Source organism: Streptomyces sp. TLI_185 (assembly GCF_003814765.1).
Lineage (GTDB): Bacteria > Actinomycetota > Actinomycetes > Streptomycetales > Streptomycetaceae > Streptomyces.
This window is the reverse complement of record NZ_RKRB01000001.1, coordinates 5,695,118-5,719,004: the sequence shown is the minus strand read 5'-3', so window position 1 is coordinate 5,719,004 and position 23,887 is coordinate 5,695,118. Positions and strand designations below refer to the sequence as shown.

Annotated in this window: 20 protein-coding genes; 10 read left to right on the top strand and 10 right to left on the bottom strand. The window is 71.4% G+C overall.

The annotated features are described in order from the left end of the window. Nucleotides 1-70: 70 nt before the first annotated feature. The 4 genes from EDD92_RS26330 to ssd all read right to left on the bottom strand — a co-directional run bounded on the left by EDD92_RS26330 (nucleotide 71) and on the right by ssd (nucleotide 4,359). The gene (locus EDD92_RS26330) at nucleotides 71-859 is read right to left on the bottom strand and encodes a type II secretion system F family protein (protein ID WP_123966569.1); all 789 of its coding nucleotides are present in this window, start codon (nucleotides 857-859) and stop codon (nucleotides 71-73) included. Beyond that, nucleotides 856-1,716, bottom strand: a complete 861-nt coding sequence (locus tag EDD92_RS26325; RefSeq protein WP_123966567.1) for a type II secretion system F family protein — start codon at nucleotides 1,714-1,716, stop codon at nucleotides 856-858. Before EDD92_RS26325 ends, EDD92_RS26330 begins: the two co-directional genes overlap by 4 nt. Then, the gene (locus EDD92_RS26320; protein ID WP_185124444.1) at nucleotides 1,709-2,887 is read right to left on the bottom strand and encodes a TadA family conjugal transfer-associated ATPase; all 1,179 of its coding nucleotides are present in this window, start codon (nucleotides 2,885-2,887) and stop codon (nucleotides 1,709-1,711) included. The genes EDD92_RS26325 and EDD92_RS26320 overlap by 8 nt, the downstream gene beginning before the upstream one ends. 368 nt (nucleotides 2,888-3,255) lie before the next feature. Then, nucleotides 3,256-4,359: a septum site-determining protein Ssd gene (ssd, locus tag EDD92_RS26315; RefSeq protein WP_123966565.1), complete on the bottom strand. Its 1,104-nt coding sequence runs from the start codon at nucleotides 4,357-4,359 to the stop codon at nucleotides 3,256-3,258. A gap of 580 nt (nucleotides 4,360-4,939) precedes the next feature. On the opposite strand from ssd, the gene EDD92_RS26310 reads away from it, so the two are divergent. Continuing rightward, on the top strand, nucleotides 4,940-5,785 hold the full coding sequence (locus EDD92_RS26310) for an HAD family phosphatase (RefSeq protein WP_123966563.1): 846 nt from the start codon (nucleotides 4,940-4,942) through the stop codon (nucleotides 5,783-5,785). Nucleotides 5,786-6,165: 380 nt separating this feature from the next. Here EDD92_RS26310 and EDD92_RS26305 read toward each other — a convergent pair whose 3' ends face one another. Further along, nucleotides 6,166-6,990 (bottom strand): oxidoreductase, encoded by an 825-nt coding sequence (locus EDD92_RS26305; RefSeq protein ID WP_123966561.1) that lies wholly within the window; start codon nucleotides 6,988-6,990, stop codon nucleotides 6,166-6,168. A gap of 101 nt (nucleotides 6,991-7,091) precedes the next feature. On the opposite strand from EDD92_RS26305, the gene EDD92_RS26300 reads away from it, so the two are divergent. Then, nucleotides 7,092-8,072: an ATP-binding protein gene (locus tag EDD92_RS26300; protein WP_123966559.1), complete on the top strand. Its 981-nt coding sequence runs from the start codon at nucleotides 7,092-7,094 to the stop codon at nucleotides 8,070-8,072. A gap of 3 nt (nucleotides 8,073-8,075) precedes the next feature. Here EDD92_RS26300 and EDD92_RS26295 read toward each other — a convergent pair whose 3' ends face one another. Then, entirely contained in the window at nucleotides 8,076-9,347 is a 1,272-nt protein-coding gene (locus EDD92_RS26295) for a hypothetical protein (RefSeq protein ID WP_123966557.1), read from the bottom strand. A gap of 335 nt (nucleotides 9,348-9,682) precedes the next feature. Between EDD92_RS26295 and EDD92_RS26290 the strand changes: the two genes are divergently transcribed. From EDD92_RS26290 to EDD92_RS51360, 6 genes are all read left to right on the top strand, one after another. Further along, a complete protein-coding gene (locus tag EDD92_RS26290) occupies nucleotides 9,683-12,100 on the top strand; it encodes a SulP family inorganic anion transporter (RefSeq protein ID WP_123966555.1) in 2,418 nt (805 codons plus the stop codon). Between the two features lie 279 nt (nucleotides 12,101-12,379). Then, nucleotides 12,380-14,380, top strand: a complete 2,001-nt coding sequence (gene acs, locus EDD92_RS26285) for an acetate--CoA ligase (RefSeq protein WP_185124131.1) — start codon at nucleotides 12,380-12,382, stop codon at nucleotides 14,378-14,380. Between the two features lie 151 nt (nucleotides 14,381-14,531). Further along, nucleotides 14,532-15,968, top strand: coding sequence for a Na+/H+ antiporter NhaA (gene nhaA / locus EDD92_RS26280; protein ID WP_123970555.1), 1,437 nt, complete (start codon nucleotides 14,532-14,534; stop codon nucleotides 15,966-15,968). Nucleotides 15,969-16,008: 40 nt separating this feature from the next. Continuing rightward, nucleotides 16,009-16,512 (top strand): phage holin family protein, encoded by a 504-nt coding sequence (locus EDD92_RS26275; protein WP_123966551.1) that lies wholly within the window; start codon nucleotides 16,009-16,011, stop codon nucleotides 16,510-16,512. Continuing rightward, a complete protein-coding gene (locus tag EDD92_RS26270; protein ID WP_123966549.1) occupies nucleotides 16,509-17,477 on the top strand; it encodes an alpha/beta fold hydrolase in 969 nt (322 codons plus the stop codon). The genes EDD92_RS26275 and EDD92_RS26270 overlap by 4 nt, the downstream gene beginning before the upstream one ends. Nucleotides 17,478-17,664: 187 nt before the next feature. Beyond that, entirely contained in the window at nucleotides 17,665-17,847 is a 183-nt protein-coding gene (locus EDD92_RS51360) for a hypothetical protein (protein WP_078912721.1), read from the top strand. A gap of 27 nt (nucleotides 17,848-17,874) precedes the next feature. Here the strand turns inward: EDD92_RS51360 and EDD92_RS26260 are convergent, their stop codons facing one another. The 3 genes from EDD92_RS26260 to nth form a co-directional block, all read right to left on the bottom strand. Continuing rightward, complete coding sequence (locus EDD92_RS26260) at nucleotides 17,875-19,074, bottom strand: MarP family serine protease (protein ID WP_123966547.1); 1,200 nt, start codon at nucleotides 19,072-19,074, stop codon at nucleotides 17,875-17,877. Between the two features lie 119 nt (nucleotides 19,075-19,193). Next, the gene (locus EDD92_RS26255; protein ID WP_123970554.1) at nucleotides 19,194-19,880 is read right to left on the bottom strand and encodes a CoA pyrophosphatase; all 687 of its coding nucleotides are present in this window, start codon (nucleotides 19,878-19,880) and stop codon (nucleotides 19,194-19,196) included. A 204-nt stretch (nucleotides 19,881-20,084) separates the two neighbouring features. Further along, entirely contained in the window at nucleotides 20,085-21,092 is a 1,008-nt protein-coding gene (gene nth / locus EDD92_RS26250; RefSeq protein ID WP_260326763.1) for an endonuclease III, read from the bottom strand. A gap of 252 nt (nucleotides 21,093-21,344) precedes the next feature. Here nth and EDD92_RS26245 point away from each other — a divergent pair, with 252 nt between their 5' ends. Then, nucleotides 21,345-22,019 carry a Crp/Fnr family transcriptional regulator gene (locus EDD92_RS26245; RefSeq protein WP_030942386.1) on the top strand — a complete coding sequence of 225 codons (675 nt, stop codon included), beginning with the start codon at nucleotides 21,345-21,347 and terminating at the stop codon, nucleotides 22,017-22,019. Between the two features lie 88 nt (nucleotides 22,020-22,107). Then, on the top strand, nucleotides 22,108-22,929 hold the full coding sequence (locus EDD92_RS26240) for a nucleotidyltransferase domain-containing protein (RefSeq protein WP_123966543.1): 822 nt from the start codon (nucleotides 22,108-22,110) through the stop codon (nucleotides 22,927-22,929). Nucleotides 22,930-22,957: 28 nt separating this feature from the next. On the opposite strand, the gene EDD92_RS26235 is transcribed toward EDD92_RS26240, so the two are convergent. Next, entirely contained in the window at nucleotides 22,958-23,788 is an 831-nt protein-coding gene (locus EDD92_RS26235; RefSeq protein WP_123966541.1) for an MBL fold metallo-hydrolase, read from the bottom strand. Between the last annotated feature and the right edge of the window lie 99 nt (nucleotides 23,789-23,887).

Below are 23,887 nucleotides of genomic sequence, written 5' to 3'. Positions count from 1 at the left end.
GACCATTCACTGCTCGATTGACCATTCACTGCTCGATGTCGGCGTCATGGCGCCGTCCGCCCAGTCCCCGTCATCCACCACCCCCTCCCAGCACCCCACCCGCGAGCCCGATCACCACGGGCAGCACGCCGACCGTGATGAAGGCGGGCAGGAAGCACAGGCCCACCGGTGCGGTGACCATGACGGCAGCCCGCCGGGCGCGTGCCGTCGCGGTGCGGGACCGGTCGGCGCGGACGTCCGCCGCGAGCCGTGCGACCGGTGTGGCGGCGGGGAGTCCGGACACGCCGGCCCGTTCCAGCAGCCTGGCAAGGGCTCCGGCGCCCGGCAGCTCGGCCAGCCGCCGCCAGGCTTCGGCCGGTTCGCCGCCGAGCCGCACCTCGGCCGCACCCCGCGCCAACGCGTCCCCGACGGGACCGCCCAGGGCCTCGCCCACGGCCTGCGCCGCGACCACAGGGCCGGCACCGGCGGCGATGCAGGCGGCCACCAGATCCGCCGAGAGCGGGAGTTGACGGGCCGCCTCCCCCGGGTCGTACGCCTCCGGGGCGCTCCCGGCCGCCTGCCGGCCACGCCATCGCCACAGCGCGCCCGCGACGGCCAGCCCCACCGCGACTCCGGCGAGGCCGCCGACCAGTACCCATCCGGCGCACCCCACCCCCGCCGCGGGCAGCCACCGCCACGTCACATCCCGTACCTCGAAGCGCGGCCGGCCCTGCATCGCCTCGACATCGGCCACCAGCCCGGCCAGCCGCCTTCGCACTCTCCGCTCACGCCGTACGGTCTCCAGCCGGCGCAGCAGCCACCCGAGGACGAGCAGCATCCCCACGGCCGCCCCCAGCCTGTGGACAACTTCCGTGCTCATGCCGCCTCCGCTCGCCGCACGATCCGCATCGCCCACCACATCCCGAGGCCTTCCAGCAGACCGCCGACCAGCAGGCAGCCGAGCCCGGCCCCGGTGTGCAGCAGCACGTGCAGGGGGTCGGCCCCGAGGGCGGTCCCCAGGGCGAGGCCCAGAGCCGGCAGCCCCGCGAGCATCACCGCCGTGGACTTCGCCCCTGCCAACTGGGCGCGCAGATCGGCGCGCTGGTCCCGCTCGGCCCGCAGCGCCCCTTCGAGCCGGTCGAGGCCGGCGGCGAGGCCCGCGCCCTGGTCCACGGCCACCCGCCAGCACGCGGCGAGGCCCAGCAGTCCCTCGGCGCCCGGTTGCCGTGCCGCCGCCGCGAGCGCGTCCGGGACGTCACCGCCGAACCGTGCCGCCGCCAGCACCGCCGCCTGCGCGCCCCCGAGCCCGCCGGAGTCCCGCGCGGCCCGCGGCAGGGCGTCTCCCGGCTGCCGCCCGGCCCGCACCTCCCCGGCGAGCGCCCCGCACAGCGCGATCACCGCGTCCCCGCGGCGCTCCCGGGCCCGTCGGGCCTCCCCTGCCAGCCGCATGCGCCGCAGCAACGGCACCCCGGCCGCCCCCGCGACGACCGGCAGCACCGACGCACCCAGCACCGCCAGCACCACTCCGACGGCCAGCGCCCACCACTCGGGCCGCAGCCGCCCGCGGATCCGCCGCAGCCCTCCGGCGACCTCCCGCCAATACGGCGGCCCGGTGCTCACCGCCCCGCCGCCCGCGAGCAACAGCTGCGCCCGCCGCGCCCCGGAGTGCCACCCGCCCATCAGCAGGGCCGCCGCACCGACGCACAGCACGCCCGCCCCCATCGCCGTCTCACCCATGACGTCCCCCTTCGAAGGACTCGCCGGACTCGCTGTGGAGCAGCTCCCGCAGCAGCTCCCACCCGCGCTCGTGCTCGAACGCCTTCGCGCCCCACCGCAGCGCCGGCACTGTCCGCACCAGCCCCGACGGATCCCGCTCCAGTACGTGCACCTCGGCGATCCGCCGCCGCCCGGTCCGGTCCCGCACGAGATGCAGGACCACCGACAGCGCCGCCGCCAACTGGCTGTGCAGCGCGGCCCGGTCGAGCCCGGCCGCCGTACCGAGCGCCTCCAGCCGGGCCGGTACTCCGGAGGCGGCATTCGCGTGGACGGTGCCGCAGCCGCCCTCGTGGCCGGTGTTCAACGCGGCCAGCAGATGCACCACTTCGGGCCCGCGCACCTCGCCCACGACCAGCCGGTCCGGCCGCATCCGCAGCGCCTGCCGCACCAGGTCCTGGAGCGTGACGAGGCCCGCGCCCTCCTGGTTGGCGGGTCTGGTCTCCAGCCGCACGACGTGCGGATGGTCCGGCCGCAGCTCCGCCGAGTCCTCGGCGAGCACGATCCGCTCGCCGCGTCCGACCAGTCCCAGCAGCGCGCTCAGCAAAGTCGTCTTGCCGCTGCCCGTCCCGCCGCTGACGAGGAAGGACAGCCGTGCCTCGAGCAGCGCCCGCAGCACACGGTCGCCGCCCGGCGGCACCGTGCCCGCCGCGACCAGCTCGTCGAGCGTGAACGCCCGGGGCCGTACGACGCGCAGCGACAGACAGGTGCAGCCCACCGCCACCGGTGGCAGCACCGCATGCAGCCGCGTCCCGTCGGGCAGCCGGGCATCGGCCCATGGCCGCGCGTCGTCGAGCCGCCGCCCGGCCACCGCGGCCAGGCGCTGCGCGAGACGTCGTACCGCGGCCGCGTCCGGGAAGGACACCGAGGTCAGCTCCAGTCCGCCGCCCCGGTCGACCCAGACCCGGTCCGGGGCGGACACCAGCACGTCGGTCACCGCCGGATCGGCGAGCAGCGGTTCGAGCGGCCCGCTGCCGACCAGTTCGGACCGCAACTTCTCGGCCGCGCCGAGGACTTCGGCGTCCCCCAGGACCCGCCCCTGCTCCCGCAGGGCCTGCGCCACGCGCGCGGGTGTCGGCTCGGCCCCGCTCTCGACCAGCCACTGCCGTACGCCGTCCAGCAGCCCGGCGGGCATCTCCGGAGCGGCGGCCGCGGAGGCCGAATCGCCGCGCGGCCGCCATCGCCCCGCCGAGCCGGGGTGCGGCACATCAACCGGACCCGGCACATCGGCCAGCCGCCCAGCGATCTCCGAGGACACACGCGGCCCGGCCCACGACGGCACCCGCGGCCCGTCGCCCCGCCGCCGTTGCCCCGCCGAGCCGGGGTTCGGCACATCAACCGGACCCGGCACATCACCCAGCAACTCAGCCCTCTCGGAGGACACACGCGGCCCGGCCCACGACGGCACCCGCCGCCCGTCGCCCCGCCGCCACACCGCTCTGGAGGCTCCCCGCGCCGAAGCGACCACCGAGCCGCCCGTCCCTTCGCCTCCCGCATACCGGCTCATGCGCTCCCCGCCTCCGTCAGCGCCCGCTCCCAGAACTCCTTGCAGAAGCGCGCCAGGGGCCCGCGGCCGTCCGCGGCGGGCGGCGTCCTGCCCTCCCCCGGGCGCAGCAGCCCCGACTCCACGGGCAGCTCGCCGGCCAGGGGCAGGCCGAGCAGCCGGGCCACCTCGCGGTCGTCCAGTCCGGGCGCGTACGGCCCTCGTACCGCGACCCGCAGGTCCCGCAGGACCATGCCGACGGCGGACGCCACCCGCCCGGCCGCGGCGACGGCGCGCAGTTCGCCGGGGGCGACCAGGAGGCCGAGATCGAGCTGGGCGAGCGCCTCGGCCACCCCGTCGTCGATGCGGCGCGGCAGGTCGACGACGACGGTGCCGCCCCGCCGTCTGGCCGCGGCCAGCACCGCCCGGACGGCCTGGGCCGGGACGGCGATGCGGTCGCCGCGATCCCAGCTGAGCACCCGCAGGGAGTGGAGTTGGGGCAGCGACTCCTCCAGGGCGCCGCCGCCGACTCGGCCACGGGAGGCGGCGAAGGCGGGCCAGCGCAGTCCCTCGGCGCTCTCGCCGCCGAGCAGCACGTCGAGTCCGCCGCCCAGTGGATCGGCGTCCACGAGCAGGGTGCGCAGCCCCTCGCGTGCGGAGGTGACGGCGAGGGCGCACGCGAGCGTGGAGGCCCCGGCGCCGCCGCGGCCCCCGATGACGCCGACGGTGAGGGCGGGCCGGCCCACCCCCTCGGCAACATCGGCGATGCGGTCGACCAGCCACTGTTCGCCGTCCGGAAGCACCAGGACGTGGTCGGCGCCGATCTCGACGGCCCGGCGCCAGACCCCGGAGTCGTCCTGGTCGCGGCCGACCAGCACCACTCCTCGTCTGCGGGCGGCCCCGCGCAGCCGCCGCGCGGCGTCGTCGCCGACCAGGACGAGCGGTGCTGCCTCCCAGCCGCCCGCCCGCTCCGGCACCGAGTGGTGGACCTCGGGTGTCGCTCCTGCCGCGGCGCACAGGCGCAGCAGGTCGTCGAGCAGTTCGACGTCCTCCGTGACGATCAGTGGTCCGGCCTGCCGCCCCGAGGCGGCGGGCGGCGGTTCATGTGTGACGGCTCCGGCCACGGTCTCCGTCCCCCTTCGCTGCATCTCTCGCGCAGCCCCTGCGGCCCCGCGATTCCCAAACGTGTGAAGAACCGGCAAGCGGTCTCCATATGAGCGGCCGATACGAACCGGCCAAACCCGCCCGACAAACCGGAACCGGTCTTGAACTCGGCGCGAGCGGGACGCGTTTGAATCACGGTGCAGCGATCCCGGAAATCCTGCGGATCATGGTCGATAACTGTGGACAAGTCGGTGGTTGTGAATAACCTCGTCACCCATACCGGTGACCCCTGCACCAACCCGTGCGCGACTTCCACAGAGCAGCCTGACGGCTACACACAGTGACGGATCATGAGCATGCAGAAGAGGCGGCCGCAGCCGCCTCAGGACGGCCGCACAGCCGCGCCAGGAAGTGAAGGAAGTCGGAAAACCCGTCCGGACATGCGACGACCCCCACCGGGGGGGAGAGTGGGGGTCGTCTCCACGGCCGACTCGGGGGGGAGGAGCCGGACCGGGTTAGCACGGTCGCGAACGATCCGTGACTTCCATGGTGTACCCGAGACCCTTCTCAGGCAAACCCACGCGCCCCACCTTACGCCGAATGGGCTGCCCCTATGCTCGGGGCGTGGAAAACCACTCCTTGCCCCGCACAGCGGCCTTCTTTGACCTGGACAAGACGGTCATTGCGAAGTCGAGCACGCTCACGTTCAGCAAGTCGTTCTACCAAGGCGGCCTGATCAACCGCAGGGCCGCCTTGCGCACCGCATATGCCCAGTTCGTCTTCCTCGTCGGCGGCATGGACCACGACCAGATGGAGCGGACACGCGAGTACCTGTCCTCGCTCGTCCGCGGCTGGAACGTCCAGCAGGTCAAGGAGATCGTCGCCGAGACCCTGCACGACCTGATCGACCCGATCATCTACGACGAGGCCGCCTCCCTCATCGAGGAGCACCACACCGCCGGCCGCGACGTCGTCATCGTGTCGACGTCGGGTGCGGAGGTGGTGGAGCCGATCGGCGAGCTGCTCGGCGCGGACCGGGTGGTGGCGACGCGCATGGTCGTGGGCGAGGACGGCTGCTACACCGGCGAGGTGGAGTACTACGCGTACGGCCCGACGAAGGCCGAGGCGATCAAGGAACTGGCCCAGTCCGAGGGGTACGACCTGGACCGCTGCTACGCCTACAGCGACTCCGCGACCGACCTTCCGATGCTGCGGGAGGTCGGCCTTCCGCACGCCGTCAACCCGGACCGCGCGCTGCGCCGCGAGGCACTCGCGCGCGGGTGGCCGATTCTCGATTTCCACCGGCCGGTCCGGCTCAAGCAGCGGATCCCGGCATTCTCCGTGCCGCCCCGTCCGGCCCTCGTCGCGGCCGCGGCAATAGGAGCCGCGGCCGCCACCGCGGGTCTTGTCTGGTACGCCAGCCGGCGCCGGGCCGCGCTCCTGTGACCTGCCGATTCACCGGCACCAAGATCCCCGTTCGACATTCCGGCGCCCGTTTACAGCCTATTTGAGACCAAAAGTAAAGAAGTACAGCCGGGGGTTCCGCTTGCTTCGGACCTGGAGTACAAAGGGGTTAACGGCCCGCGAGACCAAGGACATCCGAAAGGATCACCTTAATAACGCATTTGGCCCACGGACCGAAGCATGAACATCGGGCACCCACGCGACGTCGACCCGTCGATTACGGGCCAGCCACACCAGGTGACGGGCAAAGTTCCCGGCCTGATGGGCAACATATCGAGGACGCCTGGTAACTCGGTGAGCATGCCAGCGGCGGTACGAATCCTCGTACCGCCGCAACCCTTTTCCGGAGCCCGCGCAGCTTCCTACGCCGCCCCGCGCTGCAGTGCCTCGCACACGGCCGTCGACTCGCGCGCACCCAGCTCGACCGCCCTGCCGCAATGGGCGATCCAGGCCGCCATGCCGTCCGGCGTACCGGAGACGTACCCCTCCAGCGCCGCCAGATAGGCCGCTCGCCCCAGCTCGGCGTGGCCGACCTCGGCCGGGCAGACGGACTTCGGGTCGAGGCCGCTGCCCACCAGGACGATGCGCTCGGCGGTGCGCGCGACCAGGCCGTTTTGGGACGTGAAGGGGCGCAGCGCGAGGAGTTCGCCGTGGACGACAGCGGCCGTCACCAGAGCGGGCGCGGAGCTGCCGGTGATGATCAGCTCCGCGAGGCCCTCCAGCCGGCCGTGCACCTCGTCGGCGCCCGGCAGCGGCAGCTCGATCAGCGGCTCGTCGACCGGCTCGCCCGCCAGCCGCGGCCGTCCGACCTCGTCCCCGTTGGTGGCGGCGGCCACCAGGTGCAGCCGAGCGAGCACCCGCAAAGGCGACTGCCGCCAGACGGACAGCAGTTGGCCCGCCTCCGCGGTCAGCCTGAGGGCCGCGCCCATCACGCGCGCGTCGCCGTCACCGCTGAAGTCGGTGCGCCGGCGCACCTCCTCGAGGGCCCAGTCGGCGCCGGACAGCGCCGCGGAACCGCGGGCACCGCGCAGCGCCGCCTCGGAGGTGATCTCGTTGCTGCGGCGCCGCATGACCCGGTGCCCGTAGACCCGGTCCACGGCCTTGCGCACGGATTCCACGGACTCGGCCACCCCGGGCAGCGAGCCCAGGGCCGCAAGCGGATCGGCGTTCGCGCCTGTCGTACTCATGAGTACGACACTAGCCACCCCAGGGGCGCGCCCCACGATTGAGTGGTCTTCTTCACGCCCGTCTGCCACATACAGCGATCACCCCACTACCCTTCGTGAACATGAAAATTGCTTTCGTCGGGAAGGGCGGCAGCGGCAAGACGACCCTGTCCTCCCTGTTCATCCGTCATCTCGCGGCCAGCGGAGCACCGGTCGTCGCCGTGGACGCGGACATCAACCAGCACCTGGGCGCCGCGCTGGGCCTCGACGAGGCGGAGGCCGCCGCACTGCCGGCGATGGGCGAGAGGCTGCCGCTGATCAAGGACCATCTGCGCGGCTCCAACCCGCGCATCACCTCCGCCGAGACGATGATCAAGACCACACCGCCCGGCGAGGGCTCGCGGCTGCTGCGGGTGTGCGAGGACAATCCGGTCTACGAGGCCTGTGCCCGGCCGGTGGAACTCGACGGCGGCACCGTCCGTTTGATGGTCACCGGCCCCTTCACCGACGCCGACCTGGGGGTCGCCTGCTACCACTCCAAGACGGGAGCGGTGGAGCTGTGCCTGAACCACCTGGTGGACGGGCAGGGCGAGTACGTCGTGGTGGACATGACGGCGGGCTCGGACTCCTTCGCCTCCGGCATGTTCACCCGCTTCGACATCACGTTCCTCGTCGCCGAGCCGACCCGGAAGGGGGTCTCCGTCTATCGCCAGTACAAGGAGTACGCCCGCGACTACGGCGTCGTCCTGAAGGTCGTCGGCAACAAGGTCCAGGGGCAGGACGACCTCGACTTCCTCCGCGCCGAGGTCGGGGACGACCTGCTGATGACCGTCGGGCACTCGGACTGGGTGCGCGCCATGGAGAAGGGCCGACCGCCCCGGTTCGAGCTCCTGGAGGACGCCAACCGCCGCGCCCTGCGCGCCCTCCAGGTCGCCGCGGACGCGACGTACGAGCTGCGCGACTGGGAGCGCTACACGCGGCAGATGGTGCACTTCCACCTGAAGAACGCGGCCACGTGGGGCGATGCCCGCACCGGGGCCGACCTGGCCGCGCAGGTCGACCCCGGGTTCGTGCTCGGTGAGGGTGTCGTCGCCTCCGCCTGACGGCTACTGCTTCGCGGCCGGTGCTCCCGGTACGCCCTTCGGGGCCGGGGCGGGGTGGCCCGACAGGAAGGCCGCCCAGCCCTGCTCGGGGGCCTGGCCGACCTTCAGGGTGCGCAGCTTCGCCAGGGTCTGCGGGTCCTGGGCGTCCAGCCAGTCGGCCAGCTGGTGGAAGGACACACAGCGCACGTCGGGCTTGTTGCAGACGCTCTCGACGACCTCGTCGACGGCCCGCATGTAGGTGCCGCCGTTCCAGGACTCGAAGTGGTTGCCGATGACCAGGGGCGCGCGGTTGCCCTCGTAGGCGCGGCGGAAGCCCTTGAGCAGGCCGTCGCGCATCTGGTCGCCCCAGTGGTCGAACTTGTCGGGGTCGCCCTGGGTCTGCGTGCCGGACTGGTTGACCATGAAGTTGTAGTCCATGGTGAGCTGCTCGTAGGAGTGCCCGGGGAAGGGCACGAGCTGCATCGACAGGTCCCACAGCCCTTCCCTCTTCTTCGGCCAGACCTGGTCGTTGACCCCGCTGGTGTCGTAGCGGAAGCCCAGCCGACTCGCGGCCTTCACGAAGTTCTTCTGGCCTTCCAGACAGGGCGTGCGCGCGCCGATGAGCTCCTTGTCGTAGTCGAAGGGAAGCGGGGCCGCCTTCTCCATGCCGGAGTTGGTCTTCCAGCTCTTCACGAACTTCTTGGCCTGGGCGATCTCGCTCATCCACTGCGCGACCGACCACTCGCCGACACCGCCGTTCCTCCCGCAGAAGTGGCCGTTGAAGTGGGTGCCGATCTCGTTGCCCTCCAGCCACGCCAGGCGCAGCTGCTTCACGGTGTCGGCGATGCCCTGCTCGTCGTTGAAGCCGATGTCCGAGCTGCCCGGCGAGTGCTCCGGGGGCTTGTAGAGGTCGCGTTTCTCCTCCGGCAGCATGTACACGCCGCTGAGGAAGTACGTCATGGTCGCGTGGTTGGCCTTGGAGAGCTTGCGGAAGTGGGAGAACAGCTTCTGGCTGTCCTCGCCCGCGCCGTCCCAGGAGAAGACGACGAACTGCGGGGGCTTCTGGCCGGGCCGCAGACGCTCGGGTCTGGGCAGGTGGGGCTGGGCTCCGGTGTACGCGGTGGAGCCGTCACCGATCAGACGGACCGCGCTCCCCTGCACATGGGCCGGACGGGCCTTCTGCGGACCGAGAGCACCCGCCTTGGAACCGTTGGAGCCGATCGCACAGCCGGCGACCGACGCGGCACAGGACGCGGTGATCACGACGCCCACGGCGATCCTCTGGGTGGCGGTCATGTTCCGCTCACCTTCTTCCTTCTCTCAGGCCAACGCCGATGAGGGCGTTTTCTGGTGATGCGCCGGGCCAGCCCGACAGCGCCGCCAAGGTCGCACGGGGCCGAGAAGGAATTAGTACGACAAGCCGATGAAATGACCGCTTCACTCATTAGAGTGAGCGATTACCCCATTTGCCAGGAAAGTCTATGCCTGGCCTTTACTCTGAATTACGATCCATTTACCGAGCGTTGATTCATCCCGCCGCTGCACGCCGTGACCCACGGCCGCGACCGACCCCCGCCCATCGGCGGGGACGACCTGATCCGCGACCGCGCTGCCCGGAGGAGACGGGAAACATGTCAGCCTGCGCCCCCACCCGCGCCACCGACCCGAGCCGGCCCCAGCCCGACCACCAACCCCACAGCCCACCGCCGAACCCCCGCCGTCGCTTCCATGTCGTCGGCGCCGACCTGTCGGCCGCAGTCGCGGTCTTCCTGATCGCCCTCCCGCTGTCCCTGGGCATCGCTCTCGCCACCGGCGCCCCGCTCCAGGCCGGCCTGGTGGCCGCCGGGGTCGGCGGGCTCGTCGCCGGCCGGATCGGCGGCTGTCCGCTGCAGGTCAGCGGCCCCGCCGCGGGACTCACGGTCGTCACCGCCGACCTCATCCACCGCTACGGCTGGCGTACGACCTGCGCCGTCACGGTCCTCGCCGGCCTCGCCCAACTGGGCCTCGGCTGCCTGCGCGTGGCCCGCACCGCGCTCGCCGTCAGCCCCGCCATCGTGCACGGCATGCTCGCCGGAATCGGCGTCACCATCGCCGTCGCCCAGCTGCACATCGTCCTAGGCGGCACCCCGCAGAGCTCTGTCCTCGCCAACCTGCGGGCCCTGCCCGCCCAGCTGGCCAACCTGCACCCCGTCGCCGTGACCGTCAGCCTGCTGACCCTGACCCTGCTGCTGCTCTGGCCGCGGATCCCCGGCCGGACGGGACGCCTGCTGCGCAGGATCCCGGCCGCGCTCGTCGCCGTGGCCGGCGCCACCGCGGCCGCCTCGCTCTCGGGATTCGCAGTGCCCAAGGTCGACCTGCCCTCCTGGAGCAGCCACGCCCTCGCCGGTCTGCCCGAGGGCCCGGCGCTCGGCCTGACCGCGGCCGTGCTGACCACCACGCTGGTGTGCAGCGTGCAGTCCCTGCTCGGCGCGGTCGCCGTGGACAAACTGGTGGCCGCGAGACCCGGCCTGACCGCCCGCGTCGGACGCGCCGACCTGGACCGCGAACTGCTCGGGCAGGGCGCCGCCAACATCGTCTCCGGCACGCTCGGCGGACTGCCGGTCGCCGGTGTCGCCGTGAGAAGTTCGGCGAATGTGAACGCGGGCGCGGTGAGCCGGAACTCCACGATGCTGCACGGCGTTCTCGTAGTGATCGCCGCACTGCTGATGGTCCCGCTGCTGGAGCTCATCCCGCTCGCCTCGCTCGCCGCCCTGGTGATGGCCGTCGGCATCCAGATGGTGTCCCTGCACCACATCCGCACGGTGACCCGCCACCGAGAAGTGCTGGTGTACGCCGTCACCACACTCGGCGTGGTGGTCTTCGGCGTCCTGGAGGGCGTGACCCTCGGGATCGCCGTGGCCGTCGCCGTCGCCATGCACCGCCTCGCCCGCACCCGCATCACGCACGAAGAGAAGGAAGGAGTCCATCACGTACACGTCCGAGGGCAGTTGACGTTCCTCGCGGTGCCGCGGCTCAGCCGTGCTCTGCATCTCGTACCCCAAGGCGCCCCCGCCGTCGTGGAGTTGGACGGGTCGTTCATGGACCACGCGGCGTACGAGTCACTGCAGGACTGGCAGAACACACACACCGCACAGGGCGGCTCCGCCGAGGTGACCGGCCGCCGGACCGGTATCCGGCCCCTCACCGAACCCACCCTGCTCAACGAGGAGCACGGCGAGTCCTCCGTCGGCTGCCGCTGCCGTCCCTGGACGCCGTGGCGCAACCATCAGTGCGAGCACCCGCAGTCCGCGCCGGACACCGACCCCCTCGGTGCGCCTGGCGGGCCGACTGAACCGAGTGGGCCCAGTGGACCCGACGGCCCCCGCGGGCCCAGCGGCCGCAGCGGGCACCAACTGGCGCGCGGCATCAGCGCGTTCCAGCGCAACACCGCACCCCTCGTGCGCAGTGAGCTGGCCCGGCTGGCCCGGGAGGGGCAGCGGCCGTCCCAGCTCTTCCTCACCTGCGCCGACTCTCGGCTCGTCACGTCGATGATCACCTCCAGTGGTCCGGGCGATCTGTTCGTGGTGCGCAACGTGGGGAACCTGGTGCCGCTGCCCGGCGACGAGAGCGGCGACGACTCGGTGGCGGCCGCGATCGAGTACGCGGTGGACGTGCTGCAGGTGCGGTCCATCACGGTGTGTGGACACTCCGGGTGCGGGGCCATGCAGGCGCTGCTCGACGCCGAGCCCGGCGGCGCCCGGACGCCGCTGAAGCGGTGGCTGCGGCACGGGCTGCCGAGCCTGGAGCGCATGGCCGACAAAAGCCGGTCGTGGGCCCGGCTCGCGGGCCGGGCACCGGCCGACGCGGTCGAGCAGCTCTGTCTGACCAATGTGGTCCAGCAGTTGGAGCACCTGCGCGCCCACGAGTCGGTGGGGCGGGCCCTGCGGGACGGAGCGCTGGAGTTGCACGGGATGTACTTCCACGTGGGCGAGGCACAGGCGTATCTGCTCACGGGGACGGGCGGGGACGAGGTGTTCGACCACGTGGAGGCGGCAGAACGGTCCGCCTGACCGGCAGCGGCCCGCCACGGGTGTGCGGCTCCGCCTGGTGCGGGTCGCGCACCCGTGGCGTGTCCGGCACCGGCTGCCCCGACACTCCCGGGCCACGAAAGATATGACCGTCTCCGCGCGGCTCGGGTGCATTGGGACGTGAGAGGCGTTACAAGTGCTGAACTCCGCCCCGTCGGCGTCCGTGGGTACGGATGACTCCGGGCACCGCAGCACACCACTCACAGGTCTAAACCAATTTCCGGTCGGCCCTTGTCATCGGCACCCCGGGTCTGATGAGCTGTGGCCTGGGACACAACGGACACCCTGGGAAAGGGAGATGTCGTGAGCAACGAAAGCCTGGCCAACCTCTTGAAGGAGGAGCGACGCTTCGCGCCGCCGGCTGACCTGGCCGCGGGCGCCAACGTCACGGCAGAGGCGTACGAACAGGCCAAGGCTGACAGGCTCGGCTTCTGGGCCGAGCAGGCCCGGCGGCTGACCTGGGCCAAGGAACCGACCGAGACGCTGGACTGGTCGAACCCGCCGTTCGCCAAGTGGTTCAAGGACGGCGAGCTCAACGTCGCGTACAACTGCGTGGACCGGCATGTCGAGGCGGGGAACGGCGACCGTGTCGCCATCCACTTCGAGGGCGAGCCCGGCGACAGCCGTGCCCTCACCTATGCCGAGCTCAAGGACGAGGTGAGCAAGGCCGCCAACGCGCTGCTGGAGCTCGGTGTCCAGGCGGGCGACCGGGTCGCCGTCTACATGCCGATGATCCCGGAGACGGCGATCGCGATGCTGGCCTGCGCCCGGATCGGTGCTGCACACTCCGTCGTCTTCGGCGGTTTCTCCGCCGACGCCCTCGCCACGCGCATCCAGGACGCCGACGCCAAGGTCGTCATCACCTCCGACGGCGGCTACCGGCGCGGCAAGCCCTCCGCGCTCAAGCCGGCCGTCGACGAGGCGATCGGCAAGGTGGACAACGTCGACCACGTGCTGGTGGTCCGCCGTACCGGCCAGGAGGTCGCCTGGACCGAGGGCCGGGACGTGTGGTGGCACGAGATCGTCGAGCGGCAGTCGGCCGAGCACACCCCGGAGGCGTTCGACGCCGAGCACCCGCTGTTCATCCTGTACACCTCCGGCACGACGGGTAAGCCGAAGGGCATCCTGCACACCTCCGGCGGCTACCTCACCCAGACCGCGTACACCCACCACGCCGTCTTCGACCTCAAGCCGGAGACCGACGTCTACTGGTGCACGGCCGACGTCGGCTGGGTCACCGGGCACTCGTACATCGTCTACGGGCCGCTGGCCAACGGCGCGACCCAGGTCATGTACGAGGGCACGCCGGACACCCCGCACCAGGGCCGGTTCTGGGAGATCGTGCAGAAGTACGGGGTGACGATCCTGTACACGGCGCCGACGGCGATCCGTACGTTCATGAAGTGGGGCGACGACATCCCCGCGAAGTTCGACCTCTCCTCCCTCCGCGTCCTCGGCTCGGTCGGTGAGCCGATCAACCCCGAGGCCTGGATCTGGTACCGCAAGCACATCGGCGCCGACCGGACGCCGATCGTGGACACCTGGTGGCAGACCGAGACCGGCGCGATGATGATCTCGCCGCTGCCGGGCGTCACGGCGACCAAGCCGGGCTCCGCGCAGACGCCGCTGCCCGGTATCTCCGCGACCGTCGTGGACGACGAGGCGAACGAGGTGCCCGACGGCGGCGGTGGCTACCTGGTGCTCACCGAGCCGTGGCCGTCCATGCTGCGCACCATCTGGGGCGACGACCAGCGCTTCCTCGACACGTACTGGTCGCGGTTCGAGGGCAAGTACTTCGCCGGTGACGGGGCGAAGAAGGACGACGACGGCGACATCTGGCTGCTGGGCCGCGTGGACGACGTCATGCTGGTCTCCGGGCACAACATCTCCACCACCGAGGTCGAGTCCGCGCTCGTCTCCCACCCGTCGGTCGCCGAGGCGGCCGTCGTCGGCGCGGCGGACGAGACGACGGGTCAGGCGATCGTCGCCTTCGTGATCCTGCGCGGCACGGCGAACGCCGAGGACGAGGGCCTCGTCGCCGATCTGCGCAACCACGTGGGCGCCACCCTCGGTCCGATCGCCAAGCCGAAGCGGATCCTGCCGGTGGCGGAACTGCCGAAGACCCGCTCCGGCAAGATCATGCGGCGTCTGCTGCGGGACGTCGCGGAGAACCGCCAGCTCGGCGATGTGACGACGCTGACGGACTCGACGGTGATGGACCTCATCCAGGCGAAGCTCCCGGCGGCGCCCAGCGAGGACTGAGGTTTCCCCAGCTCCCAGGGGGCGCCCGGCGTGGAAACGCGCCGGGCGCCCCTTTTAGGTAAACTAAGCAAAACTGTGTGACCCTCAAGGTGTGCCGGGAAGTCTGGTCGGCAAGCAGCACTTCCCTGCCCACCGACCGGAGGTCTCCCTCGTGACCGCGCCCCGCACCACCGCCCCCCGCAAGGTTCTCGGCCGTCTGTCCCTGCCCGAGCGCACCTTCGTCGCGGATGCGCTGCGCACCGAGACCGTCGGCGGCGTACTGCTGCTCATGGCCGCGATCACGGCGCTGATCTGGGCGAACATACCCGCGCTGCACGACGGCTACGAGAGCGTCAGCCACTTCCACTTCGGCCCCGAGGCCCTCGGCCTGCATCTGTCGGTCGTGCACTGGGCCGCCGACGGGCTGCTCGCGGTGTTCTTCTTCGTTGCCGGCATCGAGCTCAAGCGCGAGCTGGTCGCCGGTGATCTCCGGGACCCCAGGGCAGCCGTGCTGCCGGTCGTCGCGGCCCTGTGCGGGATGGCCGTACCGGCGCTCGTCTACACCCTCACCAGCCTGAGCGGCGGCGGCTCGCTCCAGGGCTGGGCGGTCCCCACCGCCACCGACATCGCGTTCGCGCTGGCGGTGCTCGCCGTCATCGGTACGTCGCTGCCGAGCGCCCTGCGGGCCTTCCTGCTCACCCTCGCGGTCGTGGACGACCTCTTCGCGATCCTGATCATCGCGGTCTTCTTCACGAACACCATCAATTTCGCCGCGCTGGGCGGCGCGGTCGTGGGCCTCGCCGTCTTCTGGCTGCTGCTGAGGAAGGGCGTACGCGGGTGGTACGTGTACGTCCCGCTCGCGCTCGTCATCTGGGCACTGATGTACAACAGCGGCCTCCACGCGACGATCGCGGGCGTGGCGATGGGCCTGATGCTGCGCTGCCACCGCCACGAGGGCGAGGCGCACTCCCCGGGCGAGCGCATCGAGCATCTCGTGCGGCCCCTGTCGGCGGGCCTCGCGGTCCCCCTCTTCGCTCTGTTCAGCGCCGGTGTCACGATCTCGGGCGGCGCGCTCGGCGACGTGTTCACCAAGCCGGAGACACTGGGCGTGGTCCTCGGGCTCGTCGTCGGCAAGGCGCTCGGGATCTTCGGCGGTACGTGGCTGACGGCCCGTTTCACCCGGGCCTCGCTCAGCGACGACCTCGCCTGGGCCGACGTGTTCGCGGTGGCGACGCTGGCCGGCATCGGCTTCACCGTGTCGCTGCTGATCGGCGAACTCGCCTTCGACGGGGACGCCGTACTGACCGACGAGGTCAAGGCCGCCGTGCTGACGGGCTCCCTCATCGCGGCGGCCCTGGCGACGGTGCTGCTGAAGATCCGGAACGTCAAGTACCGCAGGCTGTGCGAGGCCGAGGAGCGCGACGAGGACCTCGACGGCATCCCGGACATCTACGAGGAGGACGACCCGGCGTACCACCTGCGAATGGCCGCGATCTACGAGAACAAGGCCGCCGAGCACCGCCGGACCGCCGAACGCAAGGCCGCCGAACGACGCGCGCTTGCCGAAGTACCGGGCGGGGCAGGCGACGAGGACGACCGTCCGGCATGATCTGACGAGACGGTACAAAAAGAGAGTGAGGGAGACCGCGATGAGCGCACCCGACGGCAGCCCGGTCGGCGCCGAACGCAGCATCGGCCAGTTGTTCGCCTCCGCGACGACCGAGATGTCGGCGCTGGTGCATGACGAGATCGCGCTGGCCAAAGCGCAGCTCAAGCAGGACGTCAAGCGCGGTGCGACGAGCGGCGGCGCGTTCACCGCGGCCGGCGCGGTCCTGGTGTTCTCCCTGCCGATGCTCAACTTCGCGCTGGCGTACGGCATCCGGACCTGGAGCGACTGGAACCTCGCGATCTGCTTCCTGCTGTCCTTCGCGGCGAATGTGCTGGTCGCGGTCGCCCTCGCGCTGATCGGCACGGTCTTCGCGAAGAAGGCGAAGAAGAGCAAGGGCCCGCAGAAGGTCGCGGCGTCGATGAAGGAGACCGCAGGGGTCCTGCAGAAGGCCAAGCCGCACCCGCGGCCGGAGCTGCCTCAGACCCCGGCGCTCGAGGACCGGGCCCCCGCGGCCATCGAGGCTGTGGCACGCTCGTCCTCATGACGGGCTCCTCCACCCCTGCGGGGCAATCACCTTCGGCGCAACCCACCTCGGTCGTACGACCGGACGCCCTGCCCGACGGGACCAAGGTGACCCACCGGGACGTGGCCGCCAACGGCGCCCGTTTCCACATCGCCGAGGCCGGTGACGGGCCGCTGGTGCTGCTGCTGCACGGCTTCCCGCAGTTCTGGTGGACGTGGCGGCACCAGCTGGCCGCTCTTTCTGAGGCGGGCTTCCGGGCCGTCGCCATGGACCTGCGCGGTGTCGGCGGCAGCGACCGCACTCCGCGCGGCTACGACCCCGCGAACCTCGCCCTCGACATCACCGGTGTGATCCGCTCGCTGGGCGAGCCGGACGCCGCGCTGGTCGGCCACGACCTGGGCGGATATCTGGCGTGGACGGCGGCCGTGATGCGCCCCAAGCTGGTCCGGCGGCTCGCGGTCGCCTCGATGCCGCATCCCCGGCGCTGGCGCTCGGCGATGCTCTCGGACGTCAAGCAGACCCGCGCGGGCTCCTACATCTGGGGGTTCCAGCGCCCCTGGATCCCGGAGCGGCAGCTCACCGCGGACGACGGCGCGCTCGTCGCCGAGCTGATCCGCGAGTGGTCCGGGCCGAACCTGCCGGACGACGAGGCGGTGCAGACGTACCGCCGGGCGATGTGCATCCCGTCGACGGCGCACTGCTCGGTCGAGCCCTACCGCTGGATGGTCCGCTCCATGGCCCGTCCGGACGGGATCCAGTTCAACCGCCGTATGAAGCGCCCCCTGAGGGTGCCGACCCTCCATCTGCACGGCTCACTCGACCCGGTGATGCGCACGCGCAGTGCGGCCGGATCCGGCGAGTACGTCGAAGCGCCGTACCGCTGGCGGCTGTTCGACGGGCTGGGGCACTTCCCGCACGAGGAGGATCCGGTCGCCTTCTCAACCGAGTTGGTCAACTGGCTCAAGGATCCCGAACCGGACCGGTAGACGCGCACTTTCTGTGCAGAACCGGCCAATTGACCGAAAGACCCCGAGCCCGATCGGTGACCGAGCCGATGCGCCCGGTATCCGGATCTGAACATGTGTCCTACGAACAGCCAATTGCCCGGCGCATAGGCCAATTGGGCGCCCAGGGGGCGGTTATCGACCTTGGGGCGGGGGCAGACGTCGGGGTATGGGCTGGACGCACGACTACAGTGACGCAGCACGCAATCGCCGCTCGGCCAGTGGCCTGAGCTCCCACCAGCGAGGCGGTGCACCGCAGATGGCGGGCACGGACCTCAGGGTGGGCATTCCGCGCATTCTGCGCCGCCGGGCCCGCTGGGTCTCGGTACGCCTGCGCCATCCCCGGGGCTGACCCGCCCCACTCTCCCGGAACGGCGGCTCACAGCGCGCAGCTGTCGCTGTCCACCTGCTGGTTCGCGGTACGCCCCTTGGTGATGTCCTCCTGGATCTCGTCCGCGGTGAGGGCGTACCCCGTGTCGGCGTCGTCGAGGGACTTCGCGAACACCACGCCGTACACATGACCGTTGGGCGTGAGCAGCGGACCGCCGGAATTGCCCTGGCGGACCGTCGTGTACAGCGAGTAGACGTCCCGGCGGACGGTACCGCGGTGGTAGATGTCCGGGCCGTTGGCCGGGAGGCGGCCACGCACGCGTGCGGCACGGACGTCGTACGACCCGTTCTCCGGGAAGCCCGCGATGATCGCGTCGTCGCCGCTGCGGGCGTCCGTGGGCGTGAACTTCAGGGCGGGCGCCTTGAGATCGGGTACGTCGAGTACGGCGATGTCGCGGTGCCAGTCGTAGAGGACGACCGTCGCGTCGTACTTCCTGCCCTCGCCGCCTATCTGGACGGTGGGTTCGTCGACGCCTCCGACCACGTGCGCGTTGGTCATGACGCGGCGGTCGCCGAAGACGAAGCCGCTGCCTTCCAGGACCTTGCCGCAGCTCTGCGCGGTGCCCATGACCTTGACGATGGAGCGCTTCGCGCGCGTGACCACGGGGCTGTTCGCGAGGGCCGGGTCGGGGGGACGGACGTCGTTGATCGGCTCGTTCGAGAACGGGCTGAAGACCTGCGGGAAGCCGTTCTGCGCGAGAACCGAGGAGAAGTCCGCGAACCAGGTGTCGGCCTGGTCGGGCAGGGCCCGGGCGACACCGAGGAGCACCTTGGAGCCGCGGACCTCCTTGCCGAGGGTCGGCAGGGTCGTGCCGGCCAGCGCCGAGCCGATCAGCCAGGCCACGAGGAGCATCGCCACGACGTTGACGAGGGCGCCGCCGGTCGCATCCAGGGCGCGGGCCGGGGACCAGGTGATGTAGCGGCGCAGCTTGTTGCCGAGATGGGTGGTCAGAGCCTGGCCGACGGAGGCGCAGACGATGACGACGACCACCGCGACGACTGCGGCCGTCGTGCTCACCTCGGCGTTGTCGGTCAGTGCGTCCCAGATGACGGGCAGGACGTAGACGGCGACGAGACCGCCGCCCAGGAAGCCGATCACCGACAGGATGCCGACGACGAACCCCTGGCGGTAGCCCACGATCGCGAACCACACGGCGGCGACCAGCAACAGGATGTCCAGCACGTTCACCGGTTCGAGCCTCGCCTCATCACTCTGCGGTCACCTCAGGTCGGCCGGGGGCCGGCCCGCCGCGCAGCAGCGACCGAGCACGATCTCCCCCGGGAAGACACAGCACGGCAGACACCCTGTCATGACCGCCAGTCGAGCGGGACCTGCTTCTCCCGGTCCCAGGGCCGCTCCCAGCCCGCGTAGTGGAACAGACGGTCGATGATTCCGGCCGTGAAGCCCCAGACCAGGGCCGATTCGACCAGAAATGCCGGACCTCGGTGGCCGCTGGGGTGGACGGTGGTGGCCCGGTTGTCCGGATCCGTGAGATCCGCCACGGGGACGGTGAACACCCGGGCCGTCTCGTTCGGATCGACGACCCCGACCGGGCTCGGCTCACGCCACCAGCCCATCACGGGGGTCACCACGAAGCCGCTGACCGGGATGTACAGCCTGGGCAACACGCCGAAGAGCTGCACGCCGGAGGGGTCGAGCCCGGTCTCCTCCTCGGCCTCGCGGAGAGCGGCCCGCAGCGGCCCGTCGGCCTTCGGGTCGCCGTCCTCGGGGTCGAGGGCGCCGCCGGGGAAGGACGGCTGCCCGGCGTGCGACCTGAGCGAACTCGCCCGCTCCATCAGCAGCAGCTCGGGGCCGCGCTCGCCCTCGCCGAACAGGATCAGTACGGCGGACTGCCGCCCCGCCCCGTCCTCCGGTGGCAGGAAGCGGCTCAACTGCAGCGGCTGCACCGTCTCCACGGCCCGGACCACCGGGTCCAGCCACTCGGGCAGCCCCTCCTTGCTGAGCACGACCGGTCCACCCTGCGTGTTACTCAGATTTGCCTCGCAATGTCCCCGCCGGTCACGCTGTCCGGCCTGCTTTTCTGCTGGGGGTCCGGGGGTCGCCCCCCGGGAAAATGCAGCGCTCGCCTTACTCGCGCGCGTCATCGCCACCCCCGTCCTGCCGAGTCCAACGCCCCGAAGGCCCGAGATCGTTCCTGAGCCCGCCCCGTCCGGTCCGGGACTCTGCCGTGCCGCCCGTCATCCGGCCCCCAGCGGCGGCGCCGGCTTGCCGCCCGCGTCCAGGTACGACTGCGGGGGCTTGAGGCGCTGGCCGGGGAAGCCGCCCTTCTCGTACTTGAGCAGCTTCTTCGCCTTCTCCGGGTCCGTCTCGCCCTCGCCGTACGCCGGACAGAGCGGAGCGATGGGGCAGGCGCCGCAGGCGGGCTTGCGAGCGTGGCAGATGCGGCGGCCGTGGAAGATCACGTGGTGCGAGAGCATCGTCCAGTCGCTCTTGGGGAAGAGCCCGCCGACGGCGGCCTCGATCTTGTCCGGGTCGGTCTCCTCCGTCCACTGCCAGCGCCGCACCAGCCGCTGGAAGTGCGTGTCCACGGTGATGCCGGGCCGTCCGAAGGCGTTCCCGAGCACGACGAAGGCGGTCTTGCGGCCCACACCGGGCAGCTTGACCAGGTCCTCGAGGCGACCGGGGACCTCCCCGCCGAACTGCTCCACCAGCGCCTTCGACAGCCCCATGACCGACTTGGTCTTGGCCCGGAAGAAGCCGGTCGGGCGGAGGATCTCCTCGACCTCCTCGGGGTTCGCGGCGGCCAGGTCCTCCGGGGTCGGGTACTTGGCGAACAGCCCGGGGGTCGTCTGGTTGACCCTGAGGTCGGTGGTCTGGGCGGACAGGACGGTGGCGACCACGAGCTGGAAGGGGTTCTCGAAGTCCAGCTCCGGGTGGGCGTACGGATACACCTCGGCGAGCTCGCGGTCGATACGGCGGGCACGGCGGACCAGGGCGGTGCGCGACTCGTTCTTCGGCGGCTTGGCGACCGACTTCGCTGGAGGGGCGCCCTCGACCGCGGCGGACGCCTTCTTGGGCGCGACGGCGGCTTTCTTGACGGCCTCGGTCTTTTTCACAGCGGCCTTTTTCACCGCGGTCTTCTTCGCGGCAGCCTTCTTCACCGGAGCGCTTTTCGTCGCTTTTGCCGGTTTCTTTCCGCCACCGGAGTTCTGTTCGCCCACAGCGGAATCACGACGTACAACCACCCGCCCAGCCCCCTTGGCCTGTGCTCTCACCGGCGATTTGGACACCCGGCCAGCCTAAAGCCCGGCACTGACATCCGCCCCGGACCCGGGAGATCGGCCCCCAATTGGACCCCTGCCGCTTACCTCGGGACAGGTGTGCGGCATCCTTGTGACAGATCACACTGTTTGGACCGTCCGGCAATACGGGGAACACGGTCCCCTGGTACCAAGGGGGAGCAAGATCCCCTGAGCAGGTCGACAAGGAGAGAACTCGTGGACGACGTTCTGCGGCGGAACCCGCTCTTCGCGGCGCTCGACGACGAGCAGGCCGCGGAGCTCCGCGCCTCCATGAGCGAGGTGACCCTCGCGCGCGGCGACGCGCTCTTCCACGAGGGCGACCCCGGTGACCGGCTTTACGTCGTCACCGAGGGCAAGGTGAAGCTCCACCGCACCTCCCCCGACGGCCGCGAGAACATGCTCGCCGTCGTCGGCCCCAGCGAGCTGATCGGCGAACTGTCGCTCTTCGACCCGGGCCCGCGCACCGCCACGGCCACCGCCCTGACCGAGGTCAAGATGCTCGGTCTCGGCCACGGCGATCTGCAGCCCTGGCTGAGCGCCCGCCCCGAGGTGGCCGGCGCCCTGCTGCGCGCCGTCGCCCGTCGGCTGCGCAAGACCAACGACGCGATGTCCGACCTGGTCTTCTCCGACGTCCCCGGCCGCGTCGCCCGCGCCCTGCTGGACCTCTCGCGCCGCTTCGGCGTGCAGTCCGAGGAGGGCATCCACGTCGTCCACGACCTGACGCAGGAGGAGCTGGCCCAGCTGGTCGGCGCCTCGCGCGAGACGGTCAACAAGGCGCTTGCCGACTTCGCGCAGCGCGGGTGGCTCCGCCTCGAGGCGCGGGCGGTCATCCTGCTGGACGTGGAGCGGCTCGCCAAGCGCTCGCGGTGACCGTCCCAGGGGGCTGCCGCCCCCAGACCCCCGCTCCGGCCTGAAGGGCCTCGTCCTCGAACGCCGGACGAGCTGGTGCAGTGACCCCATGTCCGAAAACGCGACCTCCAGAGGCCTCGACGCCCAGGGCTGCATCGAACGCGAGGGCTCTCTCGCGCGCGTACCGTACGCCTTCCGACCCGTCGTCGCCGTCGCGCGCGACCGGCTGCTCGAGGTGTTCGGGGCACGGCTGGACAGTGCGTACCTCTACGGGTCGATTCCGCGTGGCAACGCGCGCGTGGGGCGCAGTGATCTGGATCTGCTGGTCGCGCTGCGGGAGGAGCCCACGGACGCGGACCGGGAGGCCACCCGGGCGCTCGGTGAGGCCGTCGACAAGGAGTTCCCGCAGATCGACGGGGTCGGCACGCTGCTGTACAGCCGGGCGCGGCTGCTGAGCGAGCTGGAGACGTACGACCTGGGGTGGTTCGTCGCCTGTCTGTGCACGCCGCTGCTCGGTGAGGACCTCGCCGAGTACCTGCCGCGCTACCGCCCCGACTCCCTGCTCGCCCGCGAGACCAACGGGGATCTGGCCCTGCTGCTGCCCCGGTGGCGGCAGCGCATCGCGGCCGCCGAGGACACCGACGGCGCCCGGCGTCCCCTCGTGCGGTTCATGTCCCGGCATCTCGTCCGCACCGCGTTCACATTGGTCATGCCCCGCTGGAACGGCTGGACCAGCGACCTTGCGGAGATGGCCGAGGCCTTCGGCACGTACTACCCGGAGCGGGCCGAGCAGCTGCGGGCGGCGGCCGCCCTCGGGTACGAGCCCCATGGCGATCCCGCCGTACTGCGCTCGTACGTCGACGACCTCGGTCCCTGGCTCGCCGAGGAGTACGCGCGCGTGCACGGCATCAAGGCGCCGCGCCCGGACTAGGGGCCTGTCGTGATCCAAACGAGAGGCCCTAGATGAGCCCGTGCTCCTCCAGGTAGTCCAGCTGTGCCCGCACCGACAGCTCCGCCGCCGGCCACAGGGACCGGTCCACGTCCGCGTACACGTGCGCGACGACCTCGGGCGGCGTGCGGTAGCCGTCCTCGACCGCCGTCTCGACCTGGGCGAGGCGGTGGGCGCGGTGGGCCAGGTAGAACTCGACGGCTCCCTGGGCGTCCTCCAGGACGGGGCCATGGCCCGGCAGCACCGTGTGGACGCCGTCGTCGACCGTCAGCGACCGCAGCCGCCGTAGCGAGTCCAGATAGTCGCCCAGGCGGCCGTCGGGGTGCGCAACGACCGTCGTGCCGCGGCCCAGGACGGTGTCGCCCGTCAGGACCGCCTGATCGGCCGGGAGATGGAAGCAGAGGGAGTCCGAGGTGTGACCCGGGGTCGGCACGACCCTCAGCTCCAGACCGCCGACCGTGACGACGTCCCCGGCGGCGAGCCCCTCGTCGCCCAGCCGCAGCGCCGGGTCCAGGGCCCGCACCTTCGTGCCGGTCAGCCCGGCGAAGCGGGCAGAGCCCTCCGCGTGGTCCGGGTGGCCATGGGTCAGCAGGGTGAGCGCGATGCGCTTGCCGGCCTTCTCGGCCGTGTCCACGACGGTGCGCAGGTGGCCTTCGTCCAGGGGGCCGGGGTCGACGACGACGGCCAGGTCGGAGTCGGGCTCGGAGACGATCCAGGTGTTCGTGCCGTCGAGGGTCATCGCCGATGCGTTGGGCGCCAGGACGTTGACGGCCCGGGCGGTGGCGGGGCCGGTGAGAACCCCGCCCCGCGGCTGGCCGGGAAGGGCTGCTGCGTCGGTCATGCGGTGTTCTCTTCCGTCGGCGTCGTCGGGCGGTCGAGTCGTCGGTCGGAGGCCGGCGCAGCGCTCCGCAGCGCCCGACATGCCGCTAGCGCGGCGTTT

What these genes read in the sequence shown, in the direction of transcription:
- EDD92_RS26330 (WP_123966569.1), bottom strand. Translation starts at nt 859, where the DNA reads ATGAGCACGGAAGTTGTCCACAGGCTGGGGGCGGCCGTGGGGATGCTG.
- EDD92_RS26325 (WP_123966567.1), bottom strand. Translation starts at nt 1,716, where the DNA reads ATGGGTGAGACGGCGATGGGGGCGGGCGTGCTGTGCGTCGGTGCGGCG.
- EDD92_RS26320 (WP_185124444.1), bottom strand. Translation starts at nt 2,887, where the DNA reads ATGCCCGCCGGGCTGCTGGACGGCGTACGGCAGTGGCTGGTCGAGAGC.
- EDD92_RS26310 (WP_123966563.1), top strand. Translation starts at nt 4,940, where the DNA reads ATGGGCTGCCCCTATGCTCGGGGCGTGGAAAACCACTCCTTGCCCCGC.
- EDD92_RS26305 (WP_123966561.1), bottom strand. Translation starts at nt 6,990, where the DNA reads ATGAGTACGACAGGCGCGAACGCCGATCCGCTTGCGGCCCTGGGCTCG.
- EDD92_RS26300 (WP_123966559.1), top strand. Translation starts at nt 7,092, where the DNA reads ATGAAAATTGCTTTCGTCGGGAAGGGCGGCAGCGGCAAGACGACCCTG.
- EDD92_RS26295 (WP_123966557.1), bottom strand. Translation starts at nt 9,347, where the DNA reads ATGACCGCCACCCAGAGGATCGCCGTGGGCGTCGTGATCACCGCGTCC.
- EDD92_RS26290 (WP_123966555.1), top strand. Translation starts at nt 9,683, where the DNA reads ATGTCAGCCTGCGCCCCCACCCGCGCCACCGACCCGAGCCGGCCCCAG.
- EDD92_RS26275 (WP_123966551.1), top strand. Translation starts at nt 16,009, where the DNA reads ATGAGCGCACCCGACGGCAGCCCGGTCGGCGCCGAACGCAGCATCGGC.
- EDD92_RS26270 (WP_123966549.1), top strand. Translation starts at nt 16,509, where the DNA reads ATGACGGGCTCCTCCACCCCTGCGGGGCAATCACCTTCGGCGCAACCC.
- EDD92_RS51360 (WP_078912721.1), top strand. Translation starts at nt 17,665, where the DNA reads ATGGGCTGGACGCACGACTACAGTGACGCAGCACGCAATCGCCGCTCG.
- EDD92_RS26240 (WP_123966543.1), top strand. Translation starts at nt 22,108, where the DNA reads ATGTCCGAAAACGCGACCTCCAGAGGCCTCGACGCCCAGGGCTGCATC.
- EDD92_RS26235 (WP_123966541.1), bottom strand. Translation starts at nt 23,788, where the DNA reads ATGACCGACGCAGCAGCCCTTCCCGGCCAGCCGCGGGGCGGGGTTCTC.